At 58.9% G+C, this 13,503-nt stretch carries 6 protein-coding genes and 8 pseudogenes; 7 read left to right on the top strand and 7 right to left on the bottom strand.

The window, feature by feature from the left end; translation table 11 throughout:
- A partial coding sequence (locus X742_RS0139195) for a response regulator (protein ID WP_156939486.1) occupies window positions 1-235 on the bottom strand: 235 nt, incomplete at its 3' end.
- 26 nt (window positions 236-261) lie between these two features.
- Between X742_RS0139195 and X742_RS1000000175070 the strand changes: the two genes are divergently transcribed.
- On the top strand, window positions 262-666 hold the full coding sequence (locus X742_RS1000000175070; protein WP_084569705.1) for an acyl carrier protein: 405 nt from the start codon (window positions 262-264) through the stop codon (window positions 664-666).
- 723 nt (window positions 667-1,389) lie between these two features.
- On the opposite strand, the gene X742_RS140845 is transcribed toward X742_RS1000000175070, so the two are convergent.
- Complete coding sequence (locus X742_RS140845) at window positions 1,390-1,569, bottom strand: hypothetical protein (protein ID WP_031194388.1); 180 nt, start codon at window positions 1,567-1,569, stop codon at window positions 1,390-1,392.
- Window positions 1,566-2,288 (bottom strand): annotated as a pseudogene (locus X742_RS01000000171070) (IS6 family transposase). The gene X742_RS140845 and the pseudogene X742_RS01000000171070 overlap by 4 nt, the downstream one beginning before the upstream one ends.
- Window positions 2,289-2,586: 298 nt before the next feature.
- Between X742_RS01000000171070 and X742_RS140850 the strand changes: the two are divergent.
- From X742_RS140850 to X742_RS1000000173535, 3 genes and pseudogenes are all read left to right on the top strand, one after another.
- Window positions 2,587-2,964 carry a hypothetical protein gene (locus X742_RS140850; RefSeq protein ID WP_023775501.1) on the top strand — a complete coding sequence of 126 codons (378 nt, stop codon included), beginning with the start codon at window positions 2,587-2,589 and terminating at the stop codon, window positions 2,962-2,964.
- A 199-nt stretch (window positions 2,965-3,163) separates the two neighbouring features.
- A pseudogene (locus tag X742_RS1000000176305) lies at window positions 3,164-3,363 on the top strand (DUF1403 family protein); the annotation flags it as partial.
- Window positions 3,364-3,413: 50 nt separating this feature from the next.
- Window positions 3,414-4,093, top strand: a pseudogene (locus X742_RS1000000173535) (IS6 family transposase).
- A gap of 156 nt (window positions 4,094-4,249) precedes the next feature.
- On the opposite strand, the pseudogene X742_RS01000000171065 reads toward X742_RS1000000173535, so the two are convergent.
- Window positions 4,250-6,243, bottom strand: a pseudogene (locus tag X742_RS01000000171065) (potassium transporter Kup).
- A gap of 751 nt (window positions 6,244-6,994) precedes the next feature.
- Entirely contained in the window at window positions 6,995-8,050 is a 1,056-nt protein-coding gene (locus tag X742_RS140855) for an IS110 family transposase (RefSeq protein WP_023775496.1), read from the bottom strand.
- Window positions 8,051-8,088: 38 nt separating this feature from the next.
- On the opposite strand from X742_RS140855, the pseudogene X742_RS140860 reads away from it, so the two are divergent.
- The 3 genes and pseudogenes from X742_RS140860 to virD4 all read left to right on the top strand — a co-directional run.
- Window positions 8,089-8,364: pseudogene (locus tag X742_RS140860) on the top strand (integrase core domain-containing protein); the annotation flags it as partial.
- A gap of 211 nt (window positions 8,365-8,575) precedes the next feature.
- A complete protein-coding gene (locus X742_RS0139170; protein WP_031248766.1) occupies window positions 8,576-9,442 on the top strand; it encodes a hypothetical protein in 867 nt (288 codons plus the stop codon).
- 247 nt (window positions 9,443-9,689) lie between these two features.
- A pseudogene (gene virD4 / locus X742_RS01000000171060) lies at window positions 9,690-11,609 on the top strand (type IV secretion system ATPase VirD4).
- Window positions 11,610-12,494: 885 nt separating this feature from the next.
- Here virD4 and X742_RS01000000171055 read toward each other — a convergent pair.
- Together X742_RS01000000171055 and X742_RS01000000171050 are read right to left on the bottom strand one after the other, a co-directional pair.
- Window positions 12,495-13,084, bottom strand: a pseudogene (locus tag X742_RS01000000171055) (winged helix-turn-helix domain-containing protein); the annotation flags it as partial.
- A 3-nt stretch (window positions 13,085-13,087) separates the two neighbouring features.
- Window positions 13,088-13,429 (bottom strand): annotated as a pseudogene (locus X742_RS01000000171050) (response regulator); the annotation flags it as partial.
- Window positions 13,430-13,503 lie beyond the last annotated feature (74 nt).

The raw sequence follows: 13,503 nt of genomic DNA, 5'->3' as shown, positions 1-13,503 counted from the left end.
TGATCACTATGATAGGAACATCCGATTTTGTCGCCAGATTGCGGACGATCGCAAGTCCATCCTCCCGGCCTAGGTGAAGGTCAATAACCACGAGATCGACTGGCTCACGTGAAAGAACATAGTCAAACTGCTTGCTATCGTGGACTGCGGTTACCTTCAGGGCATGCATCGTGAGATACTCGGCGATGAGGCGCCGCATTGCGGCATCATCGTCAATGACAAGAACATGTTTCAACGGCACACCTNGTGAGATACTCGGCGATGAGGCGCCGCATTGCGGCATCATCGTCAATGACAAGAACATGTTTCAACGGCACACCTCGTTTTGGGGGTTGCGCCCCGATCAGGGTTGCATTACCTGAATCTGCAAGCAAAAGGCATGTATTAGTGATGACATTACTTGAAATTGAACAACTGGTTCTCAAAACGCTCAACGCTCTAGTTGCCGAAAACGTAGAGGTGTCGATGACAACCAGAATGCGGGATCTCGGCCTCGACAGCCTCGACTATAACGAGCTTGCTACGGCGATCGAGAGCCGACTTGGCTGGTTTGTCGACGATTACAAGCTCTGTCAATACGAGTCCGTAAGGCATGTCGCCGACGCCGTCGCCAGTCAGGAGTTGCGCACCGCGGAACCACCAGCAGTGCGGCAAGTGCTGGAGTAGTGCTGTAGGCACAGGTTACGGTGAGGGCAGCTTGGGCGGCGGTAGCTATTGCCATTGCTCCGCTGTGGTTTCTATTCGTGACTGGTGTGTTTGAGAACTGTTGGGTCAGCCCGGTCCATGTCGCAGTGCCGATGCCCCCATTGGTGGCGTTGCCCGCAATTGCGATCGCTGCGCCCAGGGCACCAATGCTGACGGTCGTTGTCAGGCCATCCGTTGAATTGTTGTCAGAGGCAACAGTGCCCACCACACCATCCCAATTGGTGGTCGTATAGACCGACATGTAGTCACGGAACACGATCTCACTATACGTGGTCACGATCGTTGTCGTCGTACCGGTTGGCACGAGGGCTGACCACACTGACAGATAGACCACACCAGAATTGAAGATGCTTTCCACCTGAGCGAGAAGGGTGGCAGCCACACCCCCAATCGTCATACTGTTGACGGTCACTGCACTTTCGGTGTCAGTGGTCTCAGTTGTCACGATGACACGACGATTAGCGTGTGGCGCGACAAGAAGCGGAATGCTGGTGTGGGTGTAAACGGTCGTGGCAGTCGAGTCTTCGTGAGTGCCATTGAAGACCAGATCTATCGGGAACATTTTCTCCCAGACGCCCGAGCTGCGCACATAGACCTGTCGAGCCTTGGTCCAGAGGCTTGAGATTTTCACCCAGACGGCGCTGGCCGCCCCCCAGACCCCGGAGGCTCTGACGTAAAGGGCCATTACGGCTGCACCCAGAAATCACCGTCCACGCCGCCAGAAGGGGCAGCGGCCGAGATCGTGACGCTGCGATTTGCCATCGTGCCGACGCCGAGAAGCGCCTTGGTCTGGGCAATGGACTGCGGTCGACGATAATTGTCCCCGGTGCCGTCACTCGACACGCGACCGACGAAGCTCGTCACAGCGTCGGCACCTGTGGCGTAGGTCGAGCGGTACAAACGCGTCGTGATATCACCAGCGCCATCGCGCTGAGGCGATGAACATGTATGGCGAGAGCAGAACGTTTGGGGCGGGGCGGGACGAAGAGGTTGCGGAGGGCTGACAAGCTCGAGACGAAGCGTTGCAGGCCTCCCGGCGATCGGACCCCTGCATCATCCGCTCCCGTTTTCGCGGCGGCACATGGGAATTCTCCGCTCCGTTGTTCAACCCCTTGTGCGACCGGTGCTTGACGTCCGGCATCACCTGTCGCTTTGCCGCTCCATACGAGCGCAGCTAGTCGGTGATCATGCGCTTCGGCGCGAGCCCCTGCTTCTTCAACAGCCGCGTCAGCAAGCGCTTGGCGGCCTTGGTGTTGCGGCGGCTTTGCACGATTTCGTCCAGCACATATCCATCCTGGTCGACGGCGCGCCACAACCAAAGCTTTTTGCCGGGCGATGGTGACGACCACTTCCTTCAGGTACCAGACATCATTCCGGCACGGCGGCTTGCGGCGCAAGCAGCGAGCGCAGTCCAGCCCGAACTTGATGCCCCACCGGCGACTTGTCTCATACGAAACCACGATGCCGCGTTCCAGCAGCATTTCCTCAACCAGGCGCAGGCTCAGCGGAAACCGGAAATAAAGCCAGACCGCGTGGGCGATAATAGGCGGCGGAAATCGGGGGGTAGCTGACGGCGGGCGTATTCATGCCCCCCGGCGTCCATGTCGCAAATCTTGACGATTGCTTTGTGTGTCAAGCCCGCCGCAGGTCTCAACGCATTCATATGCAGACATTGTGAAAATCGCCCTATTCCGCCTTTTTTTACCGCCCCTTAAGTCCCCCGCTCGCATGCTTGTCGATGCATTGAACTCATAGCCATCGGCCAAGGATTTTGGAAAATATGTTTCCGCTCGCAGCAGAAAACGTGAGAGTCGCTGTAGGCCTAACGTCAAGGGGAGAGAGCGGTTTGATTGGACGAAATGGGTACCGGAGTACCGAGTCATGAAGCCACGAGGTAATCTGGTCCGACTGAAGCAATTTCAGGTGAATGAGAAGCGGCGACAGTTGCACCAGCTAGACATCATGATTGCCGATTTCGAACGCATGGCGCGAGAACTGGACTTCCAGATAAACGCCGAGGAAACGAAGGCCGGCATCTCCGATGTCAATCATTTCGCTTATCCGACGTTCGCCAAGGCCGCTCGCCTACGTCGTGACAACGTCAAGAATTCGCAATCGGACCTTCTGCGGCAGAGAACCGCAGCCGAGCCATGCCTCGCCGAGGCTGAAGCAGAGCTCTCCAAGGCGCAATTGCTAGAATCGCGCATCGGCAGAGGCCACGACCTCGAACCCGGCAACCGAAGCGCCATGATCGGCTGAGCCGGACGGCTTCAGCGCGCCTCAATTCGCGACACCGACTGGCCGTTGGCGCGCGAGAGGGCGTGCGGGCACCTAAAGATATCAGCGTCTTGATGCAGCGATAGCTGGTCGGGACGGCTGTCATGCTGCGGGGACATACGCGATTTTGTTCCAGATTTGCATAGCGGCGTTACGCAGGTATGGGGGAAAGTGGAATTGGTTGGCAATCGGATCATCGGTGGAGACGAACCGCTGCCGCCGGACCGGCGCCTGGCGGCAACGCCTGGCGCTTTCGGCGGCGGCGGTACCGGCAAAGCAGGCTGGCCGCGTCGAGGATGAAGCGGCCCCTGCGTGATGCCGTTCTGCTCACGGCCGGGAGACGGGGTCGGCCCCGCCGGCCGGATGCTGCTCGCTTGGCGCGGCACCGTAAAGTCAACCGACAGCTTATGAAGATGTGCGTACATTGGGCCATGTCAGAAGTTGCTCGTGGTCCGCTCTATGGTCGCCACCGCTTTCCCCCGAGATCATTGCGCACGCGGTATGGCTCTACTTTCGCTTTCCGCTCAGCCTGCGCGTGGTTGAGGACATGCTGGCGGCCCGCGGCATCATCGTCACGCATCAGACCGTTCGAAGCTGCGCGGAGAAATTCGGACGGCATTTCGCCCAGGAGATCAATATCAGCCGGCTGCCTGGGCGACAAATGGCATCTCGACGAATGTGTCGTGGCTATCAGTGGCAAGAAGCAGTGGCTCTGGCGTGCCGTCGATCAGGACGGCTTCGTCCTCGAAGTGCTGGTACAAAGCCGCCGAAATGCCAAGGCGGCAAAGCGTCTGATGCGCAAGTTGCTGAAAGCTCAAGGGCGGACACCACGGATCATGATCACCGACAAGCTCCGATCCTATGATGCCGCCATGCGCGCCCTCATGCCCGGCGTCGAACACCGGTCGCACACAGGCCTGAATAATCGAGCGGAAAATTCGCACCAGCCGACCCGACGACGCGAAAGGATCATGAAACGCTTCAAGTCGGCACGCCAGCTTCAGCGGTTCGTTTCCATCCATGATCCGATTGCCGACCTGCTCACTTTCCCTGCAATGCGCTGTCATCGGCTCAACATCGAGACCTGCGTAACGCCCCTATGCAAATCTGAACAAAATCGCGTGTGTCGCCACAGCGTGACAGCCGTCCCGGCCAGCTATCGCTGCATCAAGCCGCTGAAACTTACAGTGCCGGGCGCGCTGCTACCTGAATTTCCTTAACGCTCATTCAATGTGACAGCACCGATTCTTCTCAACCGCGGCATGCCCTAAATCGTCACTTGCGTTCCGATCTCGACGACGCGTCCGGTCGGGATCTGGAAATATTCGGTCGCATCGGCGGCCGTGCGTGCCAGGCCGATGAACAGCTTGTCCTGCCACACCGGCATGCCCGAATTGGGCGAGGCTTTGAGCGAGCGCCTCGACAGGAAGAAGGATGTCGTCATGATGTCGAACTTCCAGCCTTGCTTGCGGCAGATCGCCAGCGCGCGCGGGATGTTCGGCTGCTCCATGTAGCCGAAGGTCAGCGTCACCCGCATGAACAGCTCGTTGACCGTCTCCATCTTGACCCGGTCGCTGTCGGGCACCACCGGTTGCGGCGCGGTCACCACCGAAAGGATGACGTTCTGCTCGTGCAGCACCTTGTAGTGCTTCAGGCTGTGCATCAGCGCGGTTGGCGCGCTGAGTGGATCGCTCGTCAGGAACACCGCGGTGCCGGACACCAGCTGCGGCTCTTTCTTCAGGAGATTGCCGGCGAGGAAATCGAGCGGGATTTCGTTGCGGCGGGTCTTGTCGAAGAGATAGCGGCTGCCGCGCACCCAGGTCCACATAGCCAGCACAATGGTGAAGGCCACCGCCAGCGAAGCCCAGCCACCCTCGAACACCTTGACGATGTTGGAGGCAAAGAAGCCGATGTCGATGAAGCCGAACAGCGCCGTCATGGCGACCGCCACCCACAGCCGCCATTTCCAGATCCGGGTCATGACGACGAACAGCAGCACCGTCGTCACCAGCATGTTGCCGGTCACCGAGATGCCATAGGCGGAGGCGAGCTTGCTCGATTCGCCGAAACCGACGACCAGCAGCATCACCGCCAGCGCCAGCAACAGATTGACGCGCGGCATGTAGATCTGGCCCGACTGCCGTTCCGAGGTGTGCAGGATTTCGAGGCGCGGCAGCATATTGAGCTGCACCGCCTGTCGGGTCAGCGAGAAGGCGCCGGAGATGACCGCCTGGCTGGCGATGACAGTCGCGGCCGTCGCCAGCACGACCATCGGGATCAGCGTCCAGCCTTCGTTCATCTCGAAGAATGGATGGCCGACGACGCCGTTCTTGGCCAGCACGAAGGCGCCTTGCCCGGCATAATTGAGCAGCAGGCAGGGAAACACGATCGCCAGCCAGGCCAGCACGATCGGCTTGCGGCCGAAATGGCCGAGATCGGCATAGAGTGCTTCGGCGCCGGTGACGGCGAGGAAGATGGCGCCGATGGTCACGAAAGCGACGTCGGGCGAATTGATCAGGAAGGCGACGATGTAGTGCGGGCTCACCGCCCACAGGATTTCTGGATCGGCGATGATGTGGTTGAGACCGGAAAGGCCAATTGCCAGGAACCATACGGCGGTCACCGGGCCGAACACCAATCCCACCCCGCCGGTGCCAAAGCGCTGTACCGCGAACACCATGGCCAGGATGAACAGTGTCAGCGGCACCACATAGGGCTGGAAGGTCGGCGTGACGACGTTCATACCCTCGACAGCCGACAGCACCGAAATCGCGGGCGTGATGACCGCGTCGCCGAAAAACAGCGAGGCGCCGACGATGCCGATGCCNCCGACAGCACCGAAATCGCGGGCGTGATGACCGCGTCGCCGAAAAACAGCGAGGCGCCGACGATGCCGATGCCCAGGATCACCGCCGACCGCTTGGGGAAACTGCCGCGCGCTAGCGCCATCAGCGACAGCACGCCGCCCTCGCCGCCGTTATCGGCGCGCAGCACGAACATGATGTACTTGATGGTGACGATGATAGTCAGCGACCAGATGATCAGCGACAGCACGCCGAGGATATCGCCGCGCTCGGCGACATTGCCGCCCGACGACGACACCAGCGCCTCACGGAACGCGTAGATCGGGCTGGTGCCAATATCGCCATAGACAACGCCGAGCGCGCCTAGCATCAGCACCTTGGGGCTTTGCTGTTCGATTGCCGGATGGCTCGACTGTTCGACGGGTTCTGCCTCGCTACCGGTATTGGTATGGACCATGGACGACACTCCGATAAGGGGCGGCCCTCTACCTTTGCTGCACTGCAATATCAAGTGCCGCGACGTAATGGCTCCGGATGCGGACCGCATTTGTTGCCGCACCGGCGGATTGTCTCATACGAAACCACGATCCCGCTCCCGGGCCATTTCCTCGACGAGACACAGGCTCAAGGGGACCTGAAGGAGGGCCAGACCGGATGGGCGATGATCTGCGGCAGGAAACGATGGCGCTGCTTTTAGCTGACGGCATATCTTTCTCCTTTGTGTGTCTGCCAGACGAGCGGGCGGGCACGGAAGTGGTCGCGCTCTGGCTGCCAGACATACTCGTCCAACCTGATGAAAACCTGACTTGTACACCCAGCCCAAACAGGTGCGAGGGGTCGGTCTATTACCAAAGGCTCTGAGGGCTGATTCTCTAGGGTTCCCGCCCAGATTGATCCGTGACCTTTGTTGTGTGCCGCCCCGGGTTGATCGGAGGCTCCATGTGTGGATGCCCCGTTTCATGCAAGTGCCTTTCGCGTCTTCGAGCATGTGATCGGGTGCGGTCATGTGTCAGGCCTGTGATGCGGCGTCGGAGGTGCCGCTGGCCGTCATGGAGATACGCGGATCAGGCGCAAATCAACTCGACGAGCTTTTCGCTCTTGGAGCCTCGGTGCATTTCCTGATCCCGATCAGACCGATCATTTGCCCTTGACGTTCACGACCTCCTCACATGCCGCCCATCATGGCCTCGCAGTCGCCGAGTGCATGCTCATGCTGCCGCGCTGCCAAGATCCCGGTAATCCTCTTTCTTTGTCAATATCGCCCATACCGAGCGAGCCATCTTGTTGGCCAACGCCATGGCAACCAGCATCAGCGGTTTGCGATCCAGCATTCGGGCGAGCCATGATCCTGGCCGCGCACCGCGGCGGGAGGCCCACTGGATGACGGACATTGCGCCGATGATCAGCAACCGTCGGATGTCCCGCTGGCCCATTTTAGACGTTCGGCCGAGCTGCTGCTTGCCACCGGTCGAGTGCTGGATAGGCACAAGTCCGAGCCAAGCGGCAAAGTCACGGCCGCGCTTGAAGGTCGACATTGGGGGCGCAAACGCTTCCACCGCCATGGCCGTGATCGGGCCGACTCCCGGCATGGTCTGAAGGCGGCGTGTATCCTCCCCGCACTGGGCTTCGCGGCGGAGGATTTTCTCCAGCTCGGCAACTTCGCAGCTCAACCGATCGACCTGCTCCAAGTAGACGCGACCAACGTCGACAACCAGTTGGGGCATCGTAGATTCGGCGGCATCAATCGCGGCAGCCAAGGTTTTCAGGTGAGCCGGACCTTGCGGTGCGATGACGCCGTGTTCGGCAAGATGACCCCGCAAGGCGTTGATCAGTTGCGTGCGCTGGCGCACCAAGAGGTCGCGCGTCCGGAACACCATCGACCTCGCTTGCTGCTCTTCCGTCTTCACCGCCACAAACCGCATCGTTGGTCGAGATCCCGCTTCAGCTATGGCCTCGGCATCGGCGGTGTCGTTCTTCTGGCGCTTTACATAAGGCTTGACGTAGCTGGGCGGGATGAGCCTCACCTCGTGGCCCAGCTCCCGAATTGCCCGGCCCCATTCGTGTGCGCTCGCGCAGGCCTCCATGGCGACCACACAGGTTGGCTGTCGGGCCAAAAACGGGAGGACCTGAGAGCGAGCCATTCTCTTCCGGAATGCGACGCCGCCGTCGGCGTGAGCGCCATGAGCGTGGAAGACGCGCTTCGCCAGATCGATGCAATGATGGTGACGTTTTTCATGTCGTTCCTCCTGTTGTCCGCAGCCCATTCTGCGATGGCAATTCTGCCACGCCGCTGGCTCGGCAGGAGCGCTTGGCGGAGGCCGGCGTCGAAGCCTCGGTGGGCAGTGTCGGCGACTCTTTCGATAATGCTCTCGCGGAAACGATCAACGGTCTTTACAAGGCCGAGGTGATCCATCGACGCGGACCCTGGCGCTCATTCGAGGCCGTCGAGTTCGCCACGCTCGAATGGGTCGACTGCTTCAACAATCGCCGGCTGCTGGAGCCCATCGGCAACATCCCGCCGGCCGAATCCGAGGAACGCTACTACGCCATGTTGGATGAACCAGCCATAGCCGCGTGACTCAAACGAAACGGCAACCGGAATGCCCGGGGCAGTTCACATCGCATTTGATGCCAGCTTCATCGTATTTTCTTCGGCTTGGACGGGCACTTGGCAGACCCACAGAGCTGGGAACCCTTTGCCATACTACAACTGTAACATCATATCGGTTTAGCAGGTCAAGCTTCGGTGGTAACCTCATTGGGTAGAATAACTACTTTGGAGGCGAGCAATGGATCGCGACAACAAACGGGCACGCGCAGCTGCAAGATCATCTCAAGGCGTGGGGAGCAGTAGCCTCCGTGACGTTCCAGAGGGGCCATTGAGCGATGTTGCAGAACGGCTGGTAACCGCTAACCCGCGCGATACAGCGCGAAATCTTGGGGGCTTCAAAGGCCTCGGGACGCACGAGCGAACAGCCGTTCGGGGCACTCAACCCGGGCCAGAAACTGACCTCGCGAGATTTGAAAGGCGGACCAATCGGCTTGGACGTTCAGCCATCAATCTGGCCGCGACATTAACAGCCGAATTGGGGTACAGCACGGATGACATAGCATTGCAGAAAGTCGGAGCGGCCAGTAATCTAGGCGATTACCTAACGCCAGGGCTGCAAGATGCTATTGTTAATCGCATTGGCAACATGGATCCGCCGTCGCAAGCTCTCGGAGCTTATTACGTTGCGCCACACTTCAGTAAGTTTACTGAGGAAAACAAATCTCGCATTCTTGATCAGGCCATTGGATTGGCTTCTTCTGATCCGGATGGCAATGTCAGAAACATGGCATCCAATGCTATTCTCAACATGTATCACCAGTTCGACGCAAATCAACAGGCCCAAGCTCACTCAGTTTTTCCCGGCATGCAAGACATCTTGCCGCACATGCCGCCGCCGCAGCATGCAGCAGAGGAACGGAGTGCGAATCTGGACGGCCACATAGCAGGTATTGAGGCTGCAGTCCGTGATACAGTAGGCCCGCAAACCTCCTATGAACAGCTGCAGCGGGGTGCTCAAGTCGGGCGGTCCATAAGCCAAGCCTACAATCACGCCCGAGAGGACCTAATGGAGGCCACCAGAAGCAGAGATCGCTCCGGCCGTTGATGTCTCGGCCATGGTACAGTGACGCTTTCTCTCCCGAATTCCGTCTACGGCCTTGCCGTTTCCAATTCGCTGGCCGTTGACGTACCTGCTTAGTGTAACTTTCAAAGACCACGTCTGCCGGGTGATGCGCTGCAAGCATCGCACCACCCACTGCGGCATCGATCTGTCGAGCGGCGACATCGCGCGACGCCGGTTCGGTCTCTGAAGCACGCGCAGCATTAGCTACGGCTAATCCGGCAATGGAACAATGCTTTCAACAAAAACGACGCCCCCCAACATAGCCATTAGCATCGCGTGCTCACTCGCCGTGGGCTTCTGTGCGGCAAGTCTTTACGCAACCTTCCGCCACGGCGGCAGCGGCGAGGCTCTGATGGCGTTTGATGTCCGTGCCTTTTGGTTTGANTTTACGCAACCTTCCGCCACGGCGGCAGCGGCGAGGCTCTGATGGCGTTTGATGTCCGTGCCTTTTGGTTTGAAACGCCCTTCTATTTGGGTTTCGCAACCCCCGTTTTCTATCGGGGCGCGGCTATCGTGCTCTCGACGTCCGCGGTCGTCTTGCTGATTCAGCAGATCGTATTGCGCCGCAAGCTCGAACACCACGGGACGGCTCGTTGGGCTCGAGTGGATGAAATGCGACGCACGGGATATCTGCGACGATACCGTGGCGTGACAGGGCCGGTGTTTGGGAAGACAAGTGGCCCTTTCTGGCCTGGCTACTACCTGACCAATGGCGAGCAGCCTCACAGCCTCATCGTTGCACCGACCCGCGCTGGCAAGGGCGTCGGCATAGTCATTCCAACGCTACTTACATTCAAAGGCTCGGTGATAGCTCTGGACGTCAAGGGGGAGCTCTTTGAGCTCACCTCGAGGGCGCGCAAAGCCGCAGGTGACGACGTTTTTAAATTCGCGCCGCTGGATTCGGAGCGGCGCACAAACTGCTACAATCCGCTGTTGGATCTTATAGCGCTGCCTCCACAGCAGCAATTCACCGAAGCCCGCCGCTTGGCCGCAAACCTGATTACGGCCAAGGGGGAGGGCGCGGAAGGTTTCGTCAGCGGCGCGCGAGATATCTTTGTCGCGGGAATCCTTGCCTGCATCGAGCGGGGCACGCCAACAATCGGCGCCGTCTATGACCTCTTCGCCCAGCCGGGGGAGAAGTTTAAGCTCTTCGCGCGACTCGCCATGGAGACTCAGAACAAAGAGGCACAACGCATCTTCGACGACATGGCGGGGAACGATACGAAAATCCTAACCTCCTACACTTCCGTGCTCGGCGATGGCGGGCTCAACCTGTGGGCGGATCCCGCTGTAAAGGCGGCCACAAGTCGCTCGGACTTTTCGGTCTATGATCTTCGCCGTCGCAGAACGTGCATCTATCTTTGCGTTGGTCCGAACGACCTTGAGGTGATCGCGCCTTTGATACGCTTGTTTTTTCAGCAAATCGTTTCAATTCTGCAGCGGTCGCTGGCCCGCCGGGATGAAAAGCACGAGGTTCTCTTCCTGCTCGACGAGTTCAAGCACTTGGGTAAGCTGGAGGCGATCGAGACCGCAATCACGACTATCGCGGGCTACAAGGGGCGTTTCATGCTCATCATCCAAAGCCTTTCGGCACTGACGGGGGCTTATGGAGAGGCTGGCAAGCAGAATTTTCTCAGCAATACCGGACTGCAAGTGTTCATGGCCACGGCTGATGACGAGACTCCGAACTACATTTCCAAGGCCATCGGTGAATACACGTTTGAAGCAAAATCGATTTCCCACAGCCAGGCGCGAACGTTCGACTGGACCATTCAGAATTCACATCAAGGTGCACCGCTATTGCGTCCCGAACAGGTTCGGCTGCTCGATGACGACTACGAGATTGTTCTCATCAAAGGTCTGCCACCATTAAAATTGAGGAAGGTGCGATATTTTCGGATCGCATTCTGAAACNGTTCGGCTGCTCGATGACGACTACGAGATTGTTCTCATCAAAGGTCTGCCACCATTAAAATTGAGGAAGGTGCGTTATTTCTCGGATCGCATTCTGAAACGCATCTTTGAACGCCAGACAGGCGCCCTCCCGGAGCCGGCGCCCTTGACGGGAGCAGAGGAGGCACTCTCCGCCGAACCTCAACTCGATGACCCGCTGTGTGAATTGGCGCAGGACTTTGACGATACAGTTTGATGTGAGGCTGGTGTGGACCCCGCGAAAAAATCCATCCCGTGTAACAGCTTTGTCGCAGGTGCAGGACGCCGGCTTGGAAGAGGGGCAAGCGGGCCAAGCCCGGCGAGTGGGCTTTGAGCAGCACGTGTCCGAGGCGCCCCGGCCGCTGTTCGATGGTCGAGCTGACGAGCCGCCAACCAATCCAGAGGAGCTTCTGCGACTGGAACAGGGGGGCTCGCGAGGTGCTTCAGCGAGGGCAGGATCATCAAGCCGCCTCATCTTTTTTCAGCAACCCAGGGATGCCCGATGGACGGGATGACCTCAACAGAAGCGTGTCGGAGGCTTTCGCAAGCTCTGGGACGCCGGAGTTCGGGCCGCCGCCCCCAGTCTTGGCTGCCAGCGAACAGCAGATCCGCCCTTCGCCGGATGAGCTTGACCATGCAACCACCTGCCACCCGAGTGAGTCGTCCCAACAATGAACATTCACCAGCGCTGTGGCCAGCGGAGACGCAGAGGGCCCTGAATGCGCCGCAACCCGTCGCCATTCAGCAGCAGCTGAGCGAAATCGGCAATTCAGGCGGCCGCGTGCCTATGCAGAGAGGGGCTGATGCGATCTCCGGACCGGTAGCTCTCGCCGTAATTGATCAGGCTGGTACTGTTGGAAGGCTTGATCAGCCTCGTCACCCCATCTCCAGCATAGCTCACTGTCACGCGGCCAACGTGCCTCCGTAGCTAACATCTACGTCAGCGTTGAAGAAGTACCCTGCGCCACGGGATGTTTTGACCAGGCGAGGGTTGGCCGCATCAGCCTCCAGCTTTCGGCGCAAGCGCATGATTAGGACATCGATACTTCGATCGTACACCTCTTCTCCACGCACACGGCTCGCGAGCAAAAGCCGTTCTCNTGTCAGCGTTGAAGAAGTACCCTGCGCCACGGGATGTTTTGACCAGGCGAGGGTTGGCCGCATCAGCCTCCAGCTTTCGGCGCAAGGGCATGATTAGGACATCGATACTTCGATCGTACACCTCTTCTCCACGCACACGGCTCGCGAGCAAAAGCCGTTCTCTGGATAGCACGTTGCGGGGGTTCTCCAGAAATGCGATCAAGAGATTGAACTCACATGCGGTAAGCTTGACCTCGCCACGCTCCGCACAGATCAGTCGCCGCTGCTTCACGCTGAGCTTCCAGGCCCCAAAGCGAAATGAGCGCTGCTCTCTGGTTCGCGGACTAGAAATGCGCTNAGCTTCCAGGCCCCAAAGCGAAATGAGCGCTGCTCTCTGGTTCGCGGACTAGAAATGCGCTGGCGTAGCGCTACTCGAATGCGGGCCAAGAATTCGCGCATCCCGAAAGGCTTGGGAATGAAATCGGTTGCGCCGAGCTCCAGTGCAACCACTTTTTCCGCCTCATCAAGCCGGTCGCCGCTGATCACTATGATAGGAACATCCGATTTTGTCGCCAGATTGCGGACGATCGCAAGTCCATCCTCCCGGCCTAGGTNGCGTAGCGCTACTCGAATGCGGGCCAAGAATTCGCGCATCCCGAAAGGCTTGGGAATGAAATCGGTTGCGCCGAGCTCCAGTGCACCACTTTTTCCGCCTCATCAAGCCGGTCGCCGCTGATCACTATGATAGGAACATCCGATTTTGTCGCCAGATTGCGGACGATCGCAAGTCCATCCTCCCGGCCTAGGTTAAGGTCAACAACCACGAGATCGACTGGCTCACGTGAAAGAACATAGTCAAACTGCTTGCTATCGTGGACTGCGGTTACCTTCAGGGCATGCATCGGCGATGAGGCGCCGCATTGCGGCATCATCGTCAATGACAAGAACATGTTTCAACGGCACACCTCGCTTTGGGGGTTGCGCCCCGATCAGGGTTGCATTACCTGAATCTGCAAGCAAAAGGTATGTAT

Origin of the sequence: Mesorhizobium sp. LNHC229A00, assembly GCF_000502415.1 — a bacterium.
Lineage (GTDB): Bacteria > Pseudomonadota > Alphaproteobacteria > Rhizobiales > Rhizobiaceae > Mesorhizobium.
The sequence above is the reverse complement of the archived record's forward strand: the minus strand, read 5'-3'. Positions and strand labels throughout refer to the sequence as shown.

Bases quoted from the DNA above. Each gene is read 5' to 3' on its own strand.
- X742_RS1000000175070 (WP_084569705.1), top strand. From the start codon at position 262: ATGAGGCGCCGCATTGCGGCATCATCGTCAATGACAAGAACATGTTTC.
- X742_RS140855 (WP_023775496.1), bottom strand. From the start codon at position 8,050: ATGGGCTGCGGACAACAGGAGGAACGACATGAAAAACGTCACCATCAT.
- X742_RS0139170 (WP_031248766.1), top strand. From the start codon at position 8,576: ATGGATCGCGACAACAAACGGGCACGCGCAGCTGCAAGATCATCTCAA.
- X742_RS140850 (WP_023775501.1), top strand. From the start codon at position 2,587: ATGAAGCCACGAGGTAATCTGGTCCGACTGAAGCAATTTCAGGTGAAT.